The sequence below is a fragment of the Paenibacillus lemnae genome (assembly GCF_012933385.1).
Lineage (GTDB): Bacteria > Bacillota > Bacilli > Paenibacillales > Paenibacillaceae > Paenibacillus_AQ > Paenibacillus_AQ lemnae.
The window spans coordinates 305502-323961 of sequence record NZ_JABBPN010000003.1 but is presented as its reverse complement, the minus strand read 5'-3'; the positions used below and the strand labels follow the sequence as shown (position 1 = coordinate 323961).

Annotated in this window: 18 protein-coding genes and 1 riboswitch; of the genes, 5 read left to right on the top strand and 13 right to left on the bottom strand. The window is 49.2% G+C overall.

Annotated elements, in window-relative coordinates:
* Positions 1-44 precede the first annotated feature (44 nt).
* Both HII30_RS05070 and HII30_RS05065 read right to left on the bottom strand, forming a co-directional pair.
* Positions 45-1901, bottom strand: a complete 1857-nt coding sequence (locus HII30_RS05070) for an ABC transporter ATP-binding protein (protein WP_169503910.1) — start codon at positions 1899-1901, stop codon at positions 45-47.
* Positions 1882-3651, bottom strand: a complete 1770-nt coding sequence (locus tag HII30_RS05065) for an ABC transporter ATP-binding protein (protein WP_169503909.1) — start codon at positions 3649-3651, stop codon at positions 1882-1884. Before HII30_RS05065 ends, HII30_RS05070 begins: the two co-directional genes overlap by 20 nt.
* 254 nt (positions 3652-3905) lie before the next feature.
* Between HII30_RS05065 and HII30_RS05060 the strand changes: the two genes are divergently transcribed.
* Both HII30_RS05060 and HII30_RS05055 read left to right on the top strand, forming a co-directional pair.
* The gene (locus tag HII30_RS05060) at positions 3906-4448 is read left to right on the top strand and encodes a hypothetical protein (protein ID WP_169503908.1); all 543 of its coding nucleotides are present in this window, start codon (positions 3906-3908) and stop codon (positions 4446-4448) included.
* Between the two features lie 156 nt (positions 4449-4604).
* Positions 4605-4787 carry a hypothetical protein gene (locus HII30_RS05055; RefSeq protein WP_169503907.1) on the top strand — a complete coding sequence of 61 codons (183 nt, stop codon included), beginning with the start codon at positions 4605-4607 and terminating at the stop codon, positions 4785-4787.
* 127 nt (positions 4788-4914) lie between these two features.
* On the opposite strand, the gene HII30_RS05050 is transcribed toward HII30_RS05055, so the two are convergent.
* From HII30_RS05050 to HII30_RS05015, 8 genes are all read right to left on the bottom strand, one after another.
* Positions 4915-5376, bottom strand: a complete 462-nt coding sequence (locus tag HII30_RS05050; RefSeq protein ID WP_169503906.1) for a DUF4385 family protein — start codon at positions 5374-5376, stop codon at positions 4915-4917.
* Between the two features lie 157 nt (positions 5377-5533).
* On the bottom strand, positions 5534-6706 hold the full coding sequence (locus HII30_RS05045) for a GGDEF domain-containing protein (RefSeq protein WP_211184439.1): 1173 nt from the start codon (positions 6704-6706) through the stop codon (positions 5534-5536).
* A 110-nt stretch (positions 6707-6816) separates the two neighbouring features.
* On the bottom strand, positions 6817-8235 hold the full coding sequence (locus HII30_RS05040; RefSeq protein ID WP_169503904.1) for an alpha-L-fucosidase: 1419 nt from the start codon (positions 8233-8235) through the stop codon (positions 6817-6819).
* A gap of 152 nt (positions 8236-8387) precedes the next feature.
* A complete protein-coding gene (locus HII30_RS05035; protein ID WP_169503903.1) occupies positions 8388-9374 on the bottom strand; it encodes a DMT family transporter in 987 nt (328 codons plus the stop codon).
* Between the two features lie 138 nt (positions 9375-9512).
* Positions 9513-9676: riboswitch (FMN riboswitch) on the bottom strand.
* 237 nt (positions 9677-9913) lie between these two features.
* The gene (locus HII30_RS05030) at positions 9914-10240 is read right to left on the bottom strand and encodes a thioredoxin family protein (RefSeq protein ID WP_169503902.1); all 327 of its coding nucleotides are present in this window, start codon (positions 10238-10240) and stop codon (positions 9914-9916) included.
* A 111-nt stretch (positions 10241-10351) separates the two neighbouring features.
* On the bottom strand, positions 10352-10669 hold the full coding sequence (locus HII30_RS05025) for a hypothetical protein (protein ID WP_169503901.1): 318 nt from the start codon (positions 10667-10669) through the stop codon (positions 10352-10354).
* Positions 10670-10710: 41 nt separating this feature from the next.
* Complete coding sequence (locus tag HII30_RS05020) at positions 10711-11628, bottom strand: AraC family transcriptional regulator (RefSeq protein ID WP_169503900.1); 918 nt, start codon at positions 11626-11628, stop codon at positions 10711-10713.
* Positions 11629-12528 (bottom strand): LysR family transcriptional regulator, encoded by a 900-nt coding sequence (locus tag HII30_RS05015; RefSeq protein ID WP_246246112.1) that lies wholly within the window; start codon positions 12526-12528, stop codon positions 11629-11631. It abuts the gene before it with no gap.
* Positions 12529-12653: 125 nt separating this feature from the next.
* Between HII30_RS05015 and aroC the strand changes: the two genes are divergently transcribed.
* Positions 12654-13709, top strand: a complete 1056-nt coding sequence (aroC, locus tag HII30_RS05010) for a chorismate synthase (RefSeq protein ID WP_169503899.1) — start codon at positions 12654-12656, stop codon at positions 13707-13709.
* A 67-nt stretch (positions 13710-13776) separates the two neighbouring features.
* On the opposite strand, the gene HII30_RS05005 is transcribed toward aroC, so the two are convergent.
* Positions 13777-14001 (bottom strand): sigma factor-like helix-turn-helix DNA-binding protein, encoded by a 225-nt coding sequence (locus tag HII30_RS05005; protein WP_246246111.1) that lies wholly within the window; start codon positions 13999-14001, stop codon positions 13777-13779.
* Between the two features lie 59 nt (positions 14002-14060).
* Complete coding sequence (locus HII30_RS05000) at positions 14061-14252, bottom strand: hypothetical protein (protein WP_169503708.1); 192 nt, start codon at positions 14250-14252, stop codon at positions 14061-14063.
* A 158-nt stretch (positions 14253-14410) separates the two neighbouring features.
* On the opposite strand from HII30_RS05000, the gene HII30_RS04995 reads away from it, so the two are divergent.
* Positions 14411-15352 carry an ArsR/SmtB family transcription factor gene (locus HII30_RS04995; protein WP_246246110.1) on the top strand — a complete coding sequence of 314 codons (942 nt, stop codon included), beginning with the start codon at positions 14411-14413 and terminating at the stop codon, positions 15350-15352.
* A gap of 92 nt (positions 15353-15444) precedes the next feature.
* Here the strand turns inward: HII30_RS04995 and HII30_RS04990 are convergent, their stop codons facing one another.
* Positions 15445-17385, bottom strand: a complete 1941-nt coding sequence (locus HII30_RS04990) for an alpha-L-arabinofuranosidase C-terminal domain-containing protein (protein ID WP_169503898.1) — start codon at positions 17383-17385, stop codon at positions 15445-15447.
* Positions 17386-17564: 179 nt separating this feature from the next.
* On the opposite strand from HII30_RS04990, the gene HII30_RS04985 reads away from it, so the two are divergent.
* The gene (locus tag HII30_RS04985; RefSeq protein ID WP_169503897.1) at positions 17565-18344 is read left to right on the top strand and encodes a helix-turn-helix transcriptional regulator; all 780 of its coding nucleotides are present in this window, start codon (positions 17565-17567) and stop codon (positions 18342-18344) included.
* Positions 18345-18460 lie beyond the last annotated feature (116 nt).

Sequence of the window (18460 nt, the reverse complement as noted above, 5' to 3'; positions counted from 1 at the left end):
TTACAAACACCGGAAGGCTCTTATGAGCGCTTCCGGTGTTAACCTTACATAGCTGCACGTTTCAGCTGGCTGTGATAGAGTTCACTGTAAAATCCGCCCTGTTCCAGCAGCTCGTCATGCGATCCATTTTCCAGCAGACGGCCGTCCTTCAATACGAGTATGCGGTCTGCCTGACGAATGGTATTCAAACGGTGGGCGATGACAAAGCTGGTACGGCCCTGCATCAATCGCTGCAGCCCCTCCTGGATTTTGATCTCTGTCACCGTATCAATACTGCTTGTGGCCTCATCCAGAACCAGCATGGACGGATCCGCCAGTATTGCCCGGGCAATTGCAAGCAGCTGCTTCTGACCCTGACTGATCCCGCTTCCTCCATGCTTCAGCACCTTATCATACCCGTCATTAAGACGCATGATGAATGAATGTGCATTCGCCAGCCTGGCTGCCTCTTCCACTTCCTCATCGGTCGCATCGAGGCGTCCAAACCGGATATTTTCCCGGATCGTACCATCGAACAGAAAGGAATCCTGGAGTACAAAAGCCATATGTGATCGCAGGCTCTCCCGCTGTATTGACGAGAGATCCCGTCCGTCCAGTAAAATCTGCCCGCCGGAAGGGTCATAGAATCGGGACAGCAGCTGAATCAGTGTCGTTTTACCAGCTCCTGTCGGTCCGACCAGGGCAATCATCTCGCCAGGTTTTGCCTCAAACGTAATCCCTTCCAGCGTATTGCGTCCTTCATCGTAACCGAAAGATACATTTTGAAAAGATACTGCCCCCTGCACCTGGTCCAGCTTGACCGCTGCGCCTTCATCCCGTGACTCCACTTCTTCATCCAGCACTTCAAACACGCGCTCCGCCCCTGCCATGGCGGACAGCAGCGTGTTCCACTGGTTCGCCAAGTCGTTCAGCGGACGGGTGAATTGTCTGGCATAGCTTTCAAATATGATGACAACCCCAATCGAAATATATCCCTTAATAGCCATGATGCCGCCAATACCGGCCACAATCGCAAAACTCAGGTTGTTCAGCCCATTCATCAATTTCGGAATAAAGCCGGAAATCGTCTGGGCCCAAAAACCGGACATGCGGATTCGGCTGTTACGTTCCTCAAACTCGCGAATGACTCTTTTTTCCTGGGAAAAAGCTTTAATAATCCGCTGGCCTGAGAGTGTCTCTTCAATATATCCATTCAACTCTCCCAGGTTGCGCTGCCGCTCTTTAAACAGCGGACCGGTTCGTCTTGTAATCCAGCGCAGCCCCAAAGCCATGAGCGGTACCACGGTAAACGTAAGCACGGTCAGCAGCGGACTGAGCCACAACATCACAGACAAGGTACCCACCAGGGTCAGTACACTGGAGAAAATCTGAATCGCCGAGCTGTTCAATGTGGAGCTGACGTTCTCAATGTCATTTGTAAGACGGCTCATGATTTCACCCTGCTGTCTTTTGCCGTAAAAAGGGATCGGAAGTTTGTGCAGATGTGTAAACAAATCCATCCTCATCCGGTATACCGTCTCCTGGGCGATGCCGATCATCCATATATTATGGAGCCAGGTCGTGATCGCCTGCAGCACAAAGACCAAGGCAAGACCGGCCAGAAAATAAATCCATGTTGGCCCTCCTTCGCCGCCTGTCAACCGTGCGGTTTCCAGGAAGTCATCCACGGCCACGCCTAATAGAAACGGTCCCAGAAGTCCCAGCGCAGAGCTGAGCAGAACCATGAGCAGCACAATGGCGAGCTTTCCTTTGCGCTGCGCGAGATAAGACCAGATTCGCCTCAGCGTTCCCTGCAAGTTCTTGGTTTTGGTATTACTCTTCCGGCTGAAAATCCCTTTCCCTTTGCCGAGCTCAAATTTGGGTCTGGGATGACGGAACGGTTCAATGAATGTTTTGAACATGCTGTGCCTCCTCCCCATACTGCGACTCATAAATACGCCGATACAGCGAAGATTGTCTCATCAGATGCTCATGTCCGCCTTGGGCGATCAATCTTCCGTCATCCAGAAGCAGGATCAAATCTGCTGAAGTCGTGGTGCTGATCTTTTGTGTGATCAAAAAGGTCGTGCAGGATATATCGGTAAGTGCATCCAGCAGCGCGCCTTCTGTCCGGACGTCCAGTGCACTTGTGCTGTCATCCAGAATCAGGATAGACGGCTTGCGCACCAGCGCTCTGGCAATCGACAAACGCTGCTTCTGCCCGCCCGACAAATTGACGCCCCGCTGGCCGAGCATGGTATCATATCCATCCGGCAAAGACTCGATGGTATCGTGAATCTGCGCTTTTCTAGCTGCCTCCATCACGTCCTCAAGACTGGCATCCTCACGTCCCCAGGCGATGTTGTCCTTCACGGTTCCGGAGAACAACAGGACTTCCTGCGGCACATAGCCAATGTTCCGGCGAAGAGATTCCGGGTCAAATTGTCCGGCATCCTGTCCATCAATGCGAACCGTACCGGAAGCTTCCTGATACAGCTGAGGAATCAGCTGCACCAGAGAAGATTTACCCGCACCCGTTGCACCCATAATAGCAATTCGTTCACCGGATGAGGCCCGGAACGTGATATCCTCAAGAACTGCGATATTGCTTCCGGGATAACTGAAGCTGACATGATCAAACTCTACATCTCCCTGAATGGCCGCTTCACTGCGTGCAGCAGCCTTGTCTGTCATTGCAGTGAATGAAGAGTCTGACGACTGAACAGCGTCATCCTGTGTATCCATCACTTCCTGTACACGCTGAGCTGAAGCACGTGCCCGGGAGAGGACCATGACCAGACCTGACAGCGCAGACATGGCTCCGATACACCGCATGGTATAGTTCAGCACAGCGACCACTTCACCAATTGAAGCGCTTCCTGCAGCAATATCGTAACGTCCAAACCACAGTACAGCTATGATGGCGGCATTCATCACAATCAATATGTAAGGCATGGTCCGTTCCGTCATCCGCAGTGTCGATACGGTACCTTTCATCAACTGCTCCGAGGATAATGCAAACCTCCGAATCTCATGACCCATCCGCACAAACACACGGATCAAGCGGATTCCCGTCAGGTTCTCCTGAATGACGCCATTGACAGAATCCAGACGCCGCTGTACCTTGCTGAATGAACTGGCCGCCTTTTTCATGACCCAAGCAATGAAGATAAATAGAGCCGGCACCGTCAAAGCCAGCCACAAACCGAGACGAACATTCACAAACAGAGCCATCATGATGCTTCCGGTAACCACCAGCGGCACCCGGGTCATAAAACGCAGGCCCATAAAGATGGTATCCTGAATCTGCGTGACGTCTCCTGTTAATCGCGTGATTAACGAGGATGTCGCAAAACGGTTAAACACCGAATACGAGAATGACTGAACCTTGTCATACAGCTCTTCGCGCATGTCATAACCTAGGCCCTGACTGGTATGTGCAGCAAAAAAGGAACTTGCTATGCCGGCTGCAAACGCAATAACTGCGGTCACAATCAATACGCCCAGCCACATCCACACCAATCCTAGATCCGACTTTTGGATGCCCTCATCAATAATTTTCGAGATGATCAGCGGCTGCACCAGCTCGACGGAAAGCTCAATCAGCATCAGCAGCAGCGCCGCTGACGCGGCAACCCGGTATTTCTTTAAAAAAGTAAAGACTATGCCCATGTACATTCCTCCGACTGAGGCCTTCAGATGCAGCATTTCTCTCTATGTGAAGGCCTCGTTAGTATCTAGGTTGGTTCGTCCCACTGATATATATATGTCCATTATAACGTATTTTGTCACCCGATTAGACATAAAAAGCTGGTTGGCATTTCACGATTCCGCTTTGGGTGCTTGTCAGGTTCTACAAGAATGATGCAATCCCGCGCTTTGCGGTTAATGTAAGCTGAATATAAATAACACTAACGAGGTGCCTTATGACAAAAATCAAAACCCTGTTCAACGCTTTACTCCTATCATCGATGATCGCATTGACCGCCTGCGGGGATGGGAAAAATGATACAGCTGCACCCGACCCGGCACCAGTAGAAGATAACGTGAACACAGGGGAGACGGACACCCCGGCTAATGAAGACAACATGGAGTCTAATGAATCTGGCAGCGAAGAAGCTGACATGCCAGCAACCGGAGGATCGATTCCAAAACCGGAAGGAAAGGATCAGGAAGCTGGAACCCTGTTATTGCAGCAAGCCCAGATGTACTTTGATACACCTGAAGAGCAGTACGCGACCTTCGACCAGGGCACCAAAGATACGATGACCTCTGTCATGGAGATCACGGTTGAACTGCTCTCTGATGAACAGAAGGTGTTCTTTAATGAACTCATCCAGCTGATCAAGGAAGAGAAGCGCGAAGAAGCCAAGGATATTTATGACCAGCTTACCGTAACCTATGACTATGAGCCGGTTGATCTTGAAAAGAAGGCCCAGGAGTACAAAGATTCCTTAGAAAACAAATAAACAGCTGCTTGCATGGTACTAAACCATTCACCAGTCAGGCCCCCGCAGAACTGCGGGGGCTTTTTTGTTACATTGAACCGTAACTTCTACACGCTCTCTGACGTTTAAAGAATACAGGCATTTTTGCTGAGACCATGAAAAAAAAGGAGACTCTCTATGAACATGCATTCCATATTGAAACATAAATATGAGCTTCGTATTCCGCTGCTGCTATTCACACTCGGATTTGCCATTTCTGCTTCTCGATCGCTGGGTCTTATGTTTCAGGATCAGGGTGTGCAGGCATTCAGCTATCCTCTGGTCGTGCTCCTATCAGTTCTTGCATTTCACAAAACATGACTTTTTCAAATCAAGGCCCGCCCTGCTGTCTGCCTCCTGATTGCCATTAGCGGTTTCGGTATGGAACTACTGGTTGAACCTTATGATTATATGTGACTGGGATCAGATCATTAAATTTTGCTGACGCCTATTCCTCGCTTTCGTACTTACTCCGGTGCTCATCCTTCATCCGGACATAATCCGGGTCCGTTTTGGCTTCATACCATTGTTTTTTAAAAATGGCTGCCGACTCAGCCTTTACCTCGTCATTCTGATATGGCAGCACCGACCCGTCTTCTTTGGAATATTTACGTCCGCCTTTGTGGTTTGTGTACCGCCGTGCCCGGGTATAGCCCATCTGCAGAAATTTACGAGCCATATCCATGCCGACAAAGTCATCCTGCTCCTTATAATCCAGAAACAGCTCATAAATCTTTGCTGAAGATTCCTTCGCGATCTCCGGAGTCTTAAAGCGCCAGTGCGGCAAAATTTCACTCTTGTAGGGTTCCACAAGCAGTACTCCCTGTTCTCCGCGGCCCACGGTATACAGCTCGGGATGCTCCCGAAGGTTCAGCTCTTTATAATTCAGCGAGTAGTCGAATGCTTTCACGGTGATCACTCCTTGCAGCGATGGGTAATATCTAACTTCAGTCTATTTATCTTGTTTTACCCTAAACATCGCCTCGCATCCCATAAAAAAGGCCGAAGACAAAAGCTCTTGGCGAGCCTGTCTTCGACCTTTGCGCGTATAAATGAATGTGACTGCCTTATCCTGCAGCAGAACTCGTCGGCCATGAAGAATCCGGAACACTGCGGGTAGCACGATTGCGCCCCTGCTGTTTGGCCTGATAAAGCGCATTGTCGCTAAGCTTATACAGCTTGTCTACGGACAGCATATGATCCGGTTCAACCGTAACCACGCCAATGCTGAGTGTAAACCGGATGGACGACTCCACACAAGCCTCCTCAGCAGCACGGCGAATAGCTTCTGCTGAGAAATCGGATGCTTCTGCGTCAGAACCGGACAACAGAACAGCAAATTCATCACCGCCATAACGTCCCAGAAGATCTCCTTCCCGCAGACACCGCTGTACAATTGCGGCATATTCCTGCAGCACCAGATCCCCCCGGTCATGACCATAAGTATCATTAATGTCCTTGAAATCATCAATATCCATGAGCATGAACGAAACGGGGACGCGCTTTCTCCGGCAAAGCGCCAGTGTACGCTTGGCCTCCAGAATAAAAGTTCTCCGGTTTCGAACTCCGGTCAGATCATCATAGCTCGCCAGCCGGAGCAGCTCCCGGTCAGATCGTTCCTTCGAAAGCAGCACAAAACCGACATTCCCCATGAACATTAACAAGAACAACAACATGAAAGACAAGGATTGAAAAACGCCCGGCTCATATAAGGAAGCCGAATCCGATGTCGTCCAGGCGACAATACCCCGGATCCATGTTCCTGCCGAAATTAGGACATTCATGTACCCGGTCATCTTCATAAGCAAAGAACCCGGTTTAACCCCCAGCATCTTCACAGCCGGAAGGACAAAGAACAACGCCATGCCGAGCGAAGCGGCCACAATACGGTATCGTTCACTGCCTGTCATAAATGCAACCATACAAAAAACAAAAGCACATACCAGGGTCAGTCCCATATAAAAGCGTGCGGTCTTCCGGCCAAATGCCCCCGTGATCTGAAGGAAGGCTGATGCTTCCAGTGCTGCTCCAAGAAACAATAACGTGTTCGCTGCATACACCGTCAATCCGTCTGGAAGATCATTCCGAAACATGGCCAGCAGCCATCCTGCCGCTTGAAGAATTTTTGCCGCATAAAAACTGTTAACCGCACGATCCCTGTTGTGACCGTTACGATAGGCGCATAACAGCAGTACCGTAAACAGCTGACCCACAACGAGGCATATAAAAACTGTGTTCATATCCAAACGAAAGATCATTCTTACACCTATCCATCCTATGAAAATAATCTGTTTCGACTAAATTCGCCATAAGAGGATCATATTCCTTTTCATTTAACAACACATTTCTTTTATTTTTTGTATATTTCAAATGCCGAAAGTGTCGGACACCATCTGGATTGAGTTACGGTTAGCCGTATTTTCCGGGCAGAAACGGTGTTAAAATGGCAGATTCGCTTCCGCCCGATGACTGTACCGCTCCACAGCGGCGTCCATGCTCCGCCATCTGCTTGAACCTCCACCTCAAAGCCCTCTATACGCTGGCTGTAACGATATTCTTTTAACACGATATGATCAAACAGGGTATCGCATTTAAGATCCACCTCCAGAACCGCCTGCTCTGTCCCTTCCTGAGGGCACCAGTACGTATCCGGATTTCCGTCCACAACCGCCTTGGCTTCATGACCTTCCACAGCTTCAGATGCCTTGACTTCTGCATGCGCTGCCAGATTATTCGAAAAAATCCCGCGGATCGTATCTCCTAATTCCCGAAGCCGGGTACGGTCATTCTCATGAATCAGCCCCCGCCGATCGGGTGGCAGATTCAGCAGGAATGTAGCATTACCGCCGACCGAGCCGTAATAAATGTGAAGCAGTTCCTCCAGTGAGCGGACCTGATCATCCTCTGCTGCATGATAAAACCACCCTGGCCGGATGGATGTATTGACTTCAGCCGGATACCAGACCAGCTCTGGTTCACTGCCTATAATTTCACGGCTGCCAAGATCCTCATCCTGCGAATCATACCGGCGCGCAAATTCACGATCATCTGCCTGCTGGGATTTTTCCTGAATGGCTTCATTCGACCGCAGGGAAGCTGGTACAACGCTCCATTCGGATTTTCGGCAGTGTCCTGCTTCGTTTCCGCACCAGCGAATGTCAGGTCCGCATACAGAGATGACAGCGCCGGGCTGCAGCTTTCGGATCAGGGCATAATAGGCATCCCAGTCATATTCCTGCCGTTTCCCGTTCGGGCCTTCGCCGCAAGCCCCATCAAACCAGACACAAAAGATGTCACCATATTGGGTCAATAGCTCTGTCAGCTGGCTGATGAAATAATCATTGTATTTCGGGGAATCACCATAAGAAGGCTCATGTCTGTCCCACGGTGACAAATAGATGCCAAACTTTAATCCGTGCCTGCGGCAGGCATCTGATACTTCTCTGACCACATCTCCCTGTCCGTTCTTCCAGGGGCTGCTTTTTACAGAGTAATCTGTATATTGACTAGGCCAGAGACAGAATCCGTCATGGTGCTTGCACGTCAGGATTAACCCTTTCATGCCTGCATCGAGGCAGGATTGTACCCACTGGTCTGCATTCAGCTCTGACGGGTCGAACAGTACCGGATCACTCGTCCCGTCCCCCCACTCTTCGTCTGTAAACGTGTTCATAGAAAAATGGATAAATGCATAAAACTCCATGTTCTGTACAGTTAGCTGTCTTTCTGAAGGTCTTATTTCTGCGGCATTACGAATCGTTGTTGTCATTAAATCACCTCTGCTGGAATGGCTATCCATTCTTTTTGTGGTTCATTATAGTATAGGACCGTGCTTGTGTATATCCCAAAAGCAATGAAAAAGGAGCAGACCGCTCTCCCCCGTATGGAGGATGCGCTGCTCCTGAGTTGTCTTGTTATGATTTATACCTGGGTTTCTTCCGCACGAGTTACGGGCTGAGACTGCCTGGAAATCAGGTAGAGTGAAAGCCAGATTAACAAAAATCCTGCGGTCTGGGCATACGTTATCATCTCACGAAAAACGATCCAGTTAATGAGGACACCAACCATCGGAAAGCTGAGTTCGGCCAGGGTCGCAACAGACGCTTTGGTCGTCGTCAAGCCTTTGTAGTAGATGAGCAGACTGAGCAGTCCAGGCAGCAGCGCCTGACCTGCAAGGTTCAGGATCACCAAGGCCATATCCGAGGTTCCTGCCGCCGGCAGATTCCAGGCTGCACCTTCGGTCCATGTAATAACACTGAGCAAAGGAAGCGCCAATACAAACCGCAGTGACGTCACCGTCTCATATTTCATCCGGCCAACCATCAAACGTCCCATGACGGTGGAACCGCCCCACAGTGCCGCAGCCCCGAGCGACAGCAGACTTCCAAGCTGCACCACTTCACTCCAGTGTCCGATCGGCAGCGCCAGCCCGAAGGTCAGCAGGTACGTGCCGGCCATGGCGACGAGAAACAGCATGGCAAAATGCCGCGGCAGTTTTTCTTTTAAAATCAGACTGGCCAAAATGATGGCAAACAGCGGCTGCAGCTTTTGCAGCAGCAGTACAACATTCAGGTTACCGCTCGACAATCCCATGGTGAACAAAATCGTCGCGATGCCTGAACCGCCCCAGGATATAAACAGCAGCGCCCCGACATGCCTCCAGCCAATTCCTTTGAACTCCACTCGGTTCTTCCAAATCACCGGTGCAGCTATGAGTGCGATAATCAGGTGCTCCAGCAGAACAATCTGCGAGGAGGTCATATTGTTGAGCAGGATAATTCGGAACAGCGGATCTACTCCCCATAATGCAGCTCCCAGCACGACCAGCCAGAAACCGCCTCTCGCCCGGCTCCCCGCTTTGTCCCGAATGTTCTGTTTCAAGTTGATGCTTGCACTGATATTTGCCATATTCTTTCTCTCCCGTTCTGAATACGGAGTCTTACCTTAAGAAAGCCCCCGGCGTCTCATCCATACGGATCGACACTCGGGGGCTGACCAAACAAGCCTGCTGCCTGTTAATTGAAAAACAGACATCACAAACCTGTGATTGATCTTCTCCCATCCGGACTATACCGTCGGCCCTGGAATTGCACCAGGTCAGTCGCCTCACGTAAATAACCGCAAGAGCGAGTCGCGGGCTGAAGCATGCAGAATATGATTCGCACACCATCACCGCCGGTCAGGAATTTCACCTTACCCCGAAGATCCATATTCATTTATTTTGTATTCAGCAAAAAACTTAATGTAAGTATATCATGAAAATTTCAATAAATTCAGAAAATTTACAGAAATTTAATGAGGCTTCGTCAGTGATTATACATCAAAATTTAATAAGTTACTATACTTTTGTAATTAATTTTTATATAAGACATATTCGACTTATTCACAGCATTAAAAAAGCCCCGGGATTAATCACCCCGGGACTTCTCTTTTCATGCTATGCCGCTTTAATTTTTGGACTCCAGCGTCTCCAGATACTCTGAAATCTGTGTCGGAGTTTTGGCAAATTTGCTGTGAAGGTGAGCCAGCTTCTCCCCGTTTTTGTAAACGAGCAAGCTTGGAATTCCGCGCACTTCATTAGCGGCAGTTACATTCTCCAGCTGTTCTACGTCCAGAGCATAAAACTCCTTATCCGGGTGTTTGGCCATAATATCCGGCATAAATTTCTCCAGCGTCCTGCAGTCCGGACACCAGGTTGCATCATATTTAATGACGGTCAATCCGTCGCGGTTGATCAGATCCTCGTACTGCTGCTTTGTTTCAATGCGCTCCATCTTATGTATCCTCCTGCTTCATCTTATAGTTCACAATCCAGCTGACTGTGGTCCTGCTATTGTAGCCTTTGGGCGGGGTGAAATGCAATGGAAGGAGGGGCTTTCTTGCTATCACCATATTTCAAACAGCATAAATCCGATCGTGTTAATCGCCAGATTGGCACACATATGCACCATCCAGGACGCATAGATATTGCCGTTCTTTTCATTCAGCCAGTTGAACAGCAGTCCTTTTTTCTCAAAACGAAATAACGGCCTGAAGGAAACCTCTTTGCTGATTCGGGCGTACAGCACCGGAAGTGTCAAAAAGAGCATGACCTTGATGATTGATTTGTATAAGTAGTCCGGAGTAATCACAGCATCCACAACTGCCATCAGAATACAGGCTGCCGTGACCAGCAGGACGATCGACTTGGTGTTCTGCTTCATTTTGGACACCTCCTTCAACATAGTTCTTCTTCAAGCTTACATTATCTGCTTACAATTGGTATATATAAGTCCACCTTGGCCTTGCCCTCCGGGTCTTGTGCCGGATTGTTCATACAAAACTCCAAACAAGGCCGGTCGTCCGCATCATACCCGCTGATCGGCAGCCATTGCCCGAACAAGTTATGATAAGCCATCGTCAACTTATCTACCGTGTCATAGAAATGATATCGGGCGTAAGTACCTCCGGCCAGACTCTGAAACTGGATATTCTCTGGCTGCCCTTCCGTGTGAAACCCATCTGGCACAGTCACACAGGCATCATAGCGGCATTCGCTTTCCTCTACTGCCGCCGGGTCATCCAGTGAAATCCCGATGAACTGCTGCTTCGGCGGGAACAGCCCTTGTATCGCCGACCACCGATTGAGCGCCTCCCAAGCACGGTACGTCTCCAAATAACTTCCGACATGTCTGACATAAGCCACCTTGTGTTCCGGCAGTTCTGTAATTGTAATGTTCATATCCCATACCCTCCTGAAAAAAGATTGATGAAGCCTGGATTCATCATAATCTGCAGAGAGAGCCGTTTCGTTCAGATTCTTGCTGAAGGATAACGTAAAATTGCGGTCTGCCTCAGCCTGTTTCCGGAACTCACCGGGGGTTATCCCATACTTTTTCTTGAAAGCAGTATGAAATGCCGTAATCGATTCGAAACCGCAGTCCTGAGCAATATCCAGAATCGTGCGCTCGGTATCGGCCAAAAATCCCCCGGCTCGGTCCAGCCGTACCTGATTCACATAAGCCATGGGCGTTTCGCCCACAATGGATGCAAAAATCCTGCTGAAATGATATTTCGAAAAATGTGCATGTGCTGCAAGCTCATCCAGCGTTATTTTGTGAGTGTACCGTTCTGCAATGTATTGTAATATCGACTGTATTCGTTCATTGTATAGCTTCATCATTCAAATCGTCTCCCTGTCCTTATCAAAACCCTCTATTCCCAAATGCTTCAAGAATGCTTTTGCCGCAAGGGACCGCGCTCCACTCTTACGAACGGCAATACCGATCTGCCGGTCCGGCAGCGGTACTTCGGTATTCAGGATCAGCAGAGTTCCCTGTTCGATACGCCTTTCCGCGAAGCTTCTGGGCATAAAGGTAGCCCCGTATCCCCGTTCAGCAAATTCAGCCAGCATATCCAGGCTGTTCAATTCCATATCTGCTTGAGCCTCAACTCCCTGAGACAGAAACCATTTCTCTATAAAGGAGCGTGTAGAGCTTCCGGATGAGAGCATTAACAGCGGCAGTTCAGCCAGTTTTTCGGCTGACAACGGCTGGTCCGTCCACTGGTGAAAATGGTTCCCGACTACGGCGCAGTAAGGCAGTGTCTTGTATTTCCAGATTACAATCTCTTCATCATTGACCGGAAGATGGACAAATCCAAGATCCAAGGTTCCCTCCTTTAATCTTTTCACCACAGCTCCGGTGTTTTCCTGTCCCAGCTGAATCCGAATGCCGGGATAGCCCAGATGAAAGCCGTCAAGCAGAGGGATGAGCAGGTCCTTGATGATGGCCCCGTTCGCTCCGATTCGAAGCTGTCCTTCCTTGAACTGCTTCAATCGGAGCACTTCCTTCTCTGCGAGCTCAAGCTCTGCAAACCCTTTTTGTACTCGCTGGTATAAAACCTCGCCCTCCGGTGTCAGACGCACTCCCTTGGATAGCCGTTCAAAGAGCATAACCCCGAGCGTCTCCTCGAGCTGCTTGATCGCATAACTTACCGAAGGCTGTGTCATGTGCAGCCTCTCCGCAGCTTTGGTAAGATTGAGCAGTTCTGCCGCATACAGAAACACACGATACCATTCCATGTTCGCTATCATCATTTTTGTCATCAATCCTCTCTATGACAAACCTTGATTATCACAATTTCATTTATTTCAATTATACTGATATAATGAATGCAAAGAAACTTAAAGCATCGGGAGGCATTCATATGGCAGGAAGTACATTTGGAGAAAGGTTTAAAATGACCACATTCGGGGAATCCCACGGGGAATCCGTCGGCGTAATTATCGAAGGGGTGACACCAGGAGTGGAACTCGACGAGGCATATATTCAGGTGCAGATGGACCGCAGAAGACCTGGACAGTCTTCAGTAACCACACCCCGTAAGGAATATGACAAGATCCGTATTGTATCCGGAATTTTCAATGGAATGACGACAGGGACTGCGCTCTGCATCATGCTGAATAACACGGATATGCGTCCTTCCAACTATGATGATATCAAAAATATGTACCGGCCTGGTCATGCGGACTGGTCGTATGATAAAAAGTACGGCATCCGAGATTACCGAGGCAGCGGCAGAGCCTCCGGGCGCGAAACTGCAGGCCGCGTAGCCGCAGGTGCTGTAGCCCGGAAGCTGCTGGAATTGAAGGGCGTGAGCGTGCTCGCTTACACAACAGAGGTTGGAGGCATCAAATGCGAAACCTTTGACGCGGCTGCAATTGAAGCCAATCCGGTTCGGGCCTGTGACCCTGTTGCAGCAGAGCAGATGGTTCGCAAAATCGAAGATCTTGCCGCAGAAGGCGATAGCTGCGGAGGCATCGTGGAATGCCGGATCAGCGGCGTTCCTGCCGGTTTGGGCGAGCCGGTATTCGACAAACTGGATGCCGAGCTGGCCAAGGCGATGCTCTCTGTCGGCGCGATTAAAGGTATTGAATTCGGCACAGGATTTCAAGCGGCTTCCATGCGCGGCAGCGAGCACAATGACGAGATGGATGCGTCAGGCTTCAAAACCAATCATGCAGGCGGCATTATCGGCGGCATCAGTACAGGCCAGGAGATTGTGTTCCGTGTAGCTGTCAAGCCGACCTCTTCGATTTCGCTGCCGCAGCAAACGGTAGATATTCATGGCAATGACCGTGAGATCAAGACGATTGGCCGGCATGATCCATGTATCTGCCCGCGAGTAGTTCCAGTGATCGAAGCCATGGCCTGCATGGTCATTGAGGATCATCTCAAACGCCAAGCGGCATTACTGGCCTAACAAAGTATATCCGGGAGCTGTTCGCACGATCGATCCTTCGATCCTGCGGACAGCTCCTTTTTATTACTCACCTTCCAGCTATTCTTCTTAGTCTCCTCCCGTCCGCCAAAGTCCCCATGTTCTCCCCCAGCATCAGCTTTACCTTCTTGCGGGCACGGCACATCCGGTTTCGAACATTGCTGACCTGGATTTGAAGGACCTTGGCGATCTCCTGGGTGCTGAATCCTTCATAATAGTAAAGATACATCGGCTGGCTCAAAGTTTCCTGCAGGGATAATATAGCCGACAACAAAATGTCCTGACCTCCTTCTGAGGGGCAGACATTTCTATTTTCCAGACAAGCTGTCATCATTACACTCCCCCGACTTTGCTCTTTCTCTTTCGGGGCCATATTTCCCATAAAGCTCGCCATAAGCCTGTAACTTCTGCTGACCACCTCGTGTCATGCCTCTTCCGACTGTATTTCCAAGCCTCTGACGCTTTCTTCTCCAATTCGGTCTGCTGTTCCGTAATCAAATATTCCACACTAAACCAATCATTCATTTTTGTATCCCTCCAGTCTTTATCGCTTTATCATGTTCCGATCTCGATTACAGTTCATAATTTTTAGAACTTTATTATTAAGTTCAATATTACATGAACTTATTTAAAGTTCAACACTTTTTTATCTAGAATGTGATAAAATGATTTTTGAACTAAAGTTGAAGGAGAGAATCGATGTTATGACCCGGATTGTAATCGATTATTCACCCGTACACGAGCTTGTGACAAGCTTGTTTGCCTATAGCGACAAAAAAAATCAGCTTCATGATTTAGGAAACAAATGGAGGAAGCAGGTGGAGAAGCATCTGCCGGATTCCTTTGACGACCGGTTGGATGAGCTTGATTTATGCGATACGATCTCCTACCTTCATCTGTTAATACTGGATAGTCCGGCGAAGCATGATATCACCGCTTTTCTGGAGTGGCTGGGCGGACTAGGAGAAGGCCAAATCTATGAGATGCTGTCCCCTTATCTGGAAGATGGGATCGGTATGGGATTAAAAGCATTCCGGGACCGCAGCTTGGATATCTTGAACACTTGGCAGCAGGCCTGCCTCATTTCCGAAGAAATCCTGAACACGCTGAAGATCTCCGCCACACGAATCGAGGAACTGAGTCAGACGTTTTCTTATACCGATTTGATTGATGAAGCGACCAATGGTGTGGTTCTTGACTTGGAGGAGGATTTGGAGTTTATCCTGCTGATTCCTGCTTATCACATCAAGCCGCTCAACCGGATCGATATGATGAGCGACAAGCTGCTTGTGATCAGCTATGCCGCAGATGAGCAGCCGCCCGATAAGGATACGCCAACCACCCAAATGCTGCGCATGATCAAAAGCCTGGCGGACGAGAAGCGGCTGATCCTGCTTCATATTTTGGCGGACGGACCCGTTACCTTCACCGAACTGCAGCAGAAAACCAAACTCTCCAAAAGCAACCTGCACTATCACTTGTCTCTGTTAAAAACTGCCGGACTTCTCCGGATGCACCTGAAGAAACAAGGAGAGCGGGAAAAATTCAGCGCAAGACCGGAGTCCTTTGCTGCGCTGAGGGACATGCTGGAATCCTATGTGTTCGGTTTGAATAAAGATCAATAACACGGGTAAGAAAATAATAAGATCTGGACGTATCATCAGGCACAAAAAAACAGCTTTACCATCATCTTCTTGATGGTAAAGCTGTTTTAATTTTAGTTTTGCGAAACGTTCAATTTAAGCACATGGAAAGATTTCGGCCCAACGATGTAATCCATCTCCGGGCTGACTTCCAGGCTGAGCACCTCAGGTGCCACGTTAAATGGCTTGTCGATGGAATTGATATCCCGGTCCTCGCCCTGCATCACCTGCACCTCACCTTTGCCGTTCAGCGGATAGGCAGATTCCAGGCGCACCGATACTTTTCGGTCCAGTGTATTGACCAGCTTCACATAAAGCACGCCGGCTTCCTTGTCATACGATACGGTGTAAGGAATTTCTTCCTCATCATGACTCACTTGTACGAGATCTGTTCCCATCTGAGTGCTGTACAGCTTCTGCACATAATAGCTTGGACTGCCGTAAGCCTTCTCACCATCAAACCAGATCATATCCGGCGACCACTGGGCATAACCCAATCTCGCAAACAGCGGTGCGTACGAAGCGAGAATTACGACATCCGCATTGCGCTCGATCCCTGTCAGGAAGGCAGCTTCAGCCAAGGCAGCTTCCCAATCATTCAGATGCGGCTTATTCATCCCGTTGGTATGATGTGCCGCATACTCGCCGGCAAATACTTTAACATCCCGCGGATACTCGTCATAAAAATGCACGTTGTCGATCAGCCACTGAGGTTTTACGTAATAATGCTCGTCTACCGCGTATACAAAGTTCTCGTTCTCCTTCGCCGCAGTGCGGTAGAAATCCCAGGCTTTCGTATATTTCTCGGAAGTGACATCCGGTCCGGCAGAGCCCAGCAGCTTAATGTCTGGATACTGCTGATGAACAGCCTGCTGAAACAGCTCATACCTTTTGAAGAAATCGACCTTGTCGGTCTGCCACTGTTCATTACCAATCCCCAGCAGTTCGAGATTGAAAGGCTCGGGGTGTCCCATGTCACTGCGGATGCGTCCCCACTTGGAATCAGCTGGTCCATTGGCGAATTCAATCAAATCGAGCGTGTCCTGAATGTACTGCTGAAAATGAGGATCATCCATTCCGACCTGTTCGTGCGAGTGGAACTGACAGGCCAGGCCTACATTCTCGACCGGCAGTGCTTTGGCGCCAAGATATTCGCTTAACAGGAAGTATTCATAATATCCAATACCCAGCGTCTGGTTGTAATGACTGTACGGGCTGGCAAAATCCTTGGAGTTCCCGTGCACCGCCCAGCGGTTCCCGTTTATTGGACGCTCCTCAGATTTGCCGACGCTATTTTTCCATTGATAACGGTTGTCCAGCGTATAGCCTTCTACGATACAGCCGCCAGGGAAGCGAAGAAATCCCGGTTTCATCTCTTTCAGCAGCTCTGTCAGATCTCGGCGGAACAGCCCCAGTACTGCGTCGGATGGAATCATGGATATAAAATCAAAGCACACAGTTCCCGGCTGGCTCAATTGAATGATGAAATCCCCGCCGGACACATCCTGATCGCTGACCAGGTCTGCTTCATACTTCACCCATTCTCCTGTGACCGATGCTGCAGCGGTTGCCCTTGCATGAACAGCCCCCTCTTTGGCGATACATACATCAATGCTTCCTGCGTAGTCTTCTGTGCGAGCGTAGAATGAAACTCGGCAGGATACCTCCGATTTCATATAGATCCCATCATAGGCTTTGTTCGTAAATGCCAATTGGCTGCCAGAAGCGGTAAACTTCAGATAATGCACATTCACGGGATTCTGCGGGTTCTCTGTTTCAATCTGCATCTCAGCACCGCTGTCATTCGAAGGGTAAGCACTCCATCCATACAGCCCGTCAAAGCGTTCCACTACATCATGCGACTCTCCCGTAATCTCCAGAAATTCGAATGAACGATTCTCGATCATTTCTGCATGAAGGCCGCCGTCCAGCCCGTAATTGATGTCCTCGAAAAAAAGTCCAATCATGCCGGGGTTAATGCCAGCGCCCAGCTTATCTGTAATTTGAAGTTTCATATAAGGTCACCTTCCGCCTTTACATTCATTGTTATTATATCTTTTTAGCATAATGAAGGCGCTGCCAGAGTTCAATTACACATCGTCCTTATCTACTAACCTATTGTGCAAACGAAAGGATTGCACCCTTTCTGTCAAAGCTCTACAATGAGGACATCAACCTCTATGGAGAGATGACCATGCATATCGTAAATATCGGATACAATCACAGTCATCATGCAGATTTTCATATCCATCGTCCTCAAGGATCCGGAGACTATCTGCTGCTGCTGCTTAAAAGCTCGGCCGTCTTCACCCTGCACGGTGATGATTATACTGCCGAAAAAGATTCTTTTATTCTGTTCAATGAGCACACTCCCCAGTTCTACCGGGCAGAAGGCGGCCCGTTTTCTAACGACTGGTTTCACTTCGAGCTGCAGCCGCAGGATCTGCCATGGTTTCATCGTCTCAGCATCCCGATGGATCAGGTTGTACCTCTCGGAGATCTGAACGAACTGTCGATGTTTATTAACCATATGTGCTACGAGAGGTATGCTGCAGGTTCCCGCCAGCCCGAAACGGTGGAGCTGTACATGAAGCTTTTTTTCATCAAACTGAGCCAGCGGCTTCACCAGCATTCCAATGAGACGCCAAGCTCCCATTACAACAAACTGTCCATCGTCCGCACCAAAATCTTCAACCAGCCCTCTCACCCCTGGACGATCGATGATTTGTGCGGAGAGCTGACGATGAGCCGGTCTAATTTTCAGCATCTGTATAAGGAACTGTTCGGTGTGAGCCCGATGAGTGATGTCATATTAAGCCGGATCGAGCATGCTAAATACCTGCTGTCTACGACAGATATAACAGTCAAGAAGATTGCCGAGATGTGCGGGTACAATAACGAGATCCATTTTATGAGACAGTTTAAAAAGCATCTGCAGCAGACCCCCTCTGCCTTTCGCGAGAACTGCAGATAGGGCCTGCGGGCAGGCAGCAGCAGCTGCCACGCTCTTGAGGTGATTGCTTTCTTTCGGTAAGCTGCCTTCGCATCCCGCCTAACATTTTTGATAAGACTGTTTTTCAAGCTTAAGCT

Coding starts and splice junctions, on each gene's coding strand:
- HII30_RS04985 (WP_169503897.1), top strand. CDS start 17,565: ATGCATATCGTAAATATCGGATACAATCACAGTCATCATGCAGATTTT.
- HII30_RS05000 (WP_169503708.1), bottom strand. CDS start 14,252: ATGAATGATTGGTTTAGTGTGGAATATTTGATTACGGAACAGCAGACC.
- HII30_RS05015 (WP_246246112.1), bottom strand. CDS start 12,528: ATGGAATGGTATCGTGTGTTTCTGTATGCGGCAGAACTGCTCAATCTT.
- HII30_RS05040 (WP_169503904.1), bottom strand. CDS start 8,235: ATGACAACAACGATTCGTAATGCCGCAGAAATAAGACCTTCAGAAAGA.
- HII30_RS05055 (WP_169503907.1), top strand. CDS start 4,605: ATGAACATGCATTCCATATTGAAACATAAATATGAGCTTCGTATTCCG.
- HII30_RS05045 (WP_211184439.1), bottom strand. CDS start 6,706: ATGAACACAGTTTTTATATGCCTCGTTGTGGGTCAGCTGTTTACGGTA.
- HII30_RS04990 (WP_169503898.1), bottom strand. CDS start 17,385: ATGAAACTTCAAATTACAGATAAGCTGGGCGCTGGCATTAACCCCGGC.
- HII30_RS05060 (WP_169503908.1), top strand. CDS start 3,906: ATGACAAAAATCAAAACCCTGTTCAACGCTTTACTCCTATCATCGATG.
- HII30_RS05035 (WP_169503903.1), bottom strand. CDS start 9,374: ATGGCAAATATCAGTGCAAGCATCAACTTGAAACAGAACATTCGGGAC.
- aroC (WP_169503899.1), top strand. CDS start 12,654: ATGGCAGGAAGTACATTTGGAGAAAGGTTTAAAATGACCACATTCGGG.
- HII30_RS05020 (WP_169503900.1), bottom strand. CDS start 11,628: ATGATGAAGCTATACAATGAACGAATACAGTCGATATTACAATACATT.
- HII30_RS05025 (WP_169503901.1), bottom strand. CDS start 10,669: ATGAAGCAGAACACCAAGTCGATCGTCCTGCTGGTCACGGCAGCCTGT.
- HII30_RS05030 (WP_169503902.1), bottom strand. CDS start 10,240: ATGGAGCGCATTGAAACAAAGCAGCAGTACGAGGATCTGATCAACCGC.
- HII30_RS05065 (WP_169503909.1), bottom strand. CDS start 3,651: ATGGGCATAGTCTTTACTTTTTTAAAGAAATACCGGGTTGCCGCGTCA.
- HII30_RS05070 (WP_169503910.1), bottom strand. CDS start 1,901: ATGTTCAAAACATTCATTGAACCGTTCCGTCATCCCAGACCCAAATTT.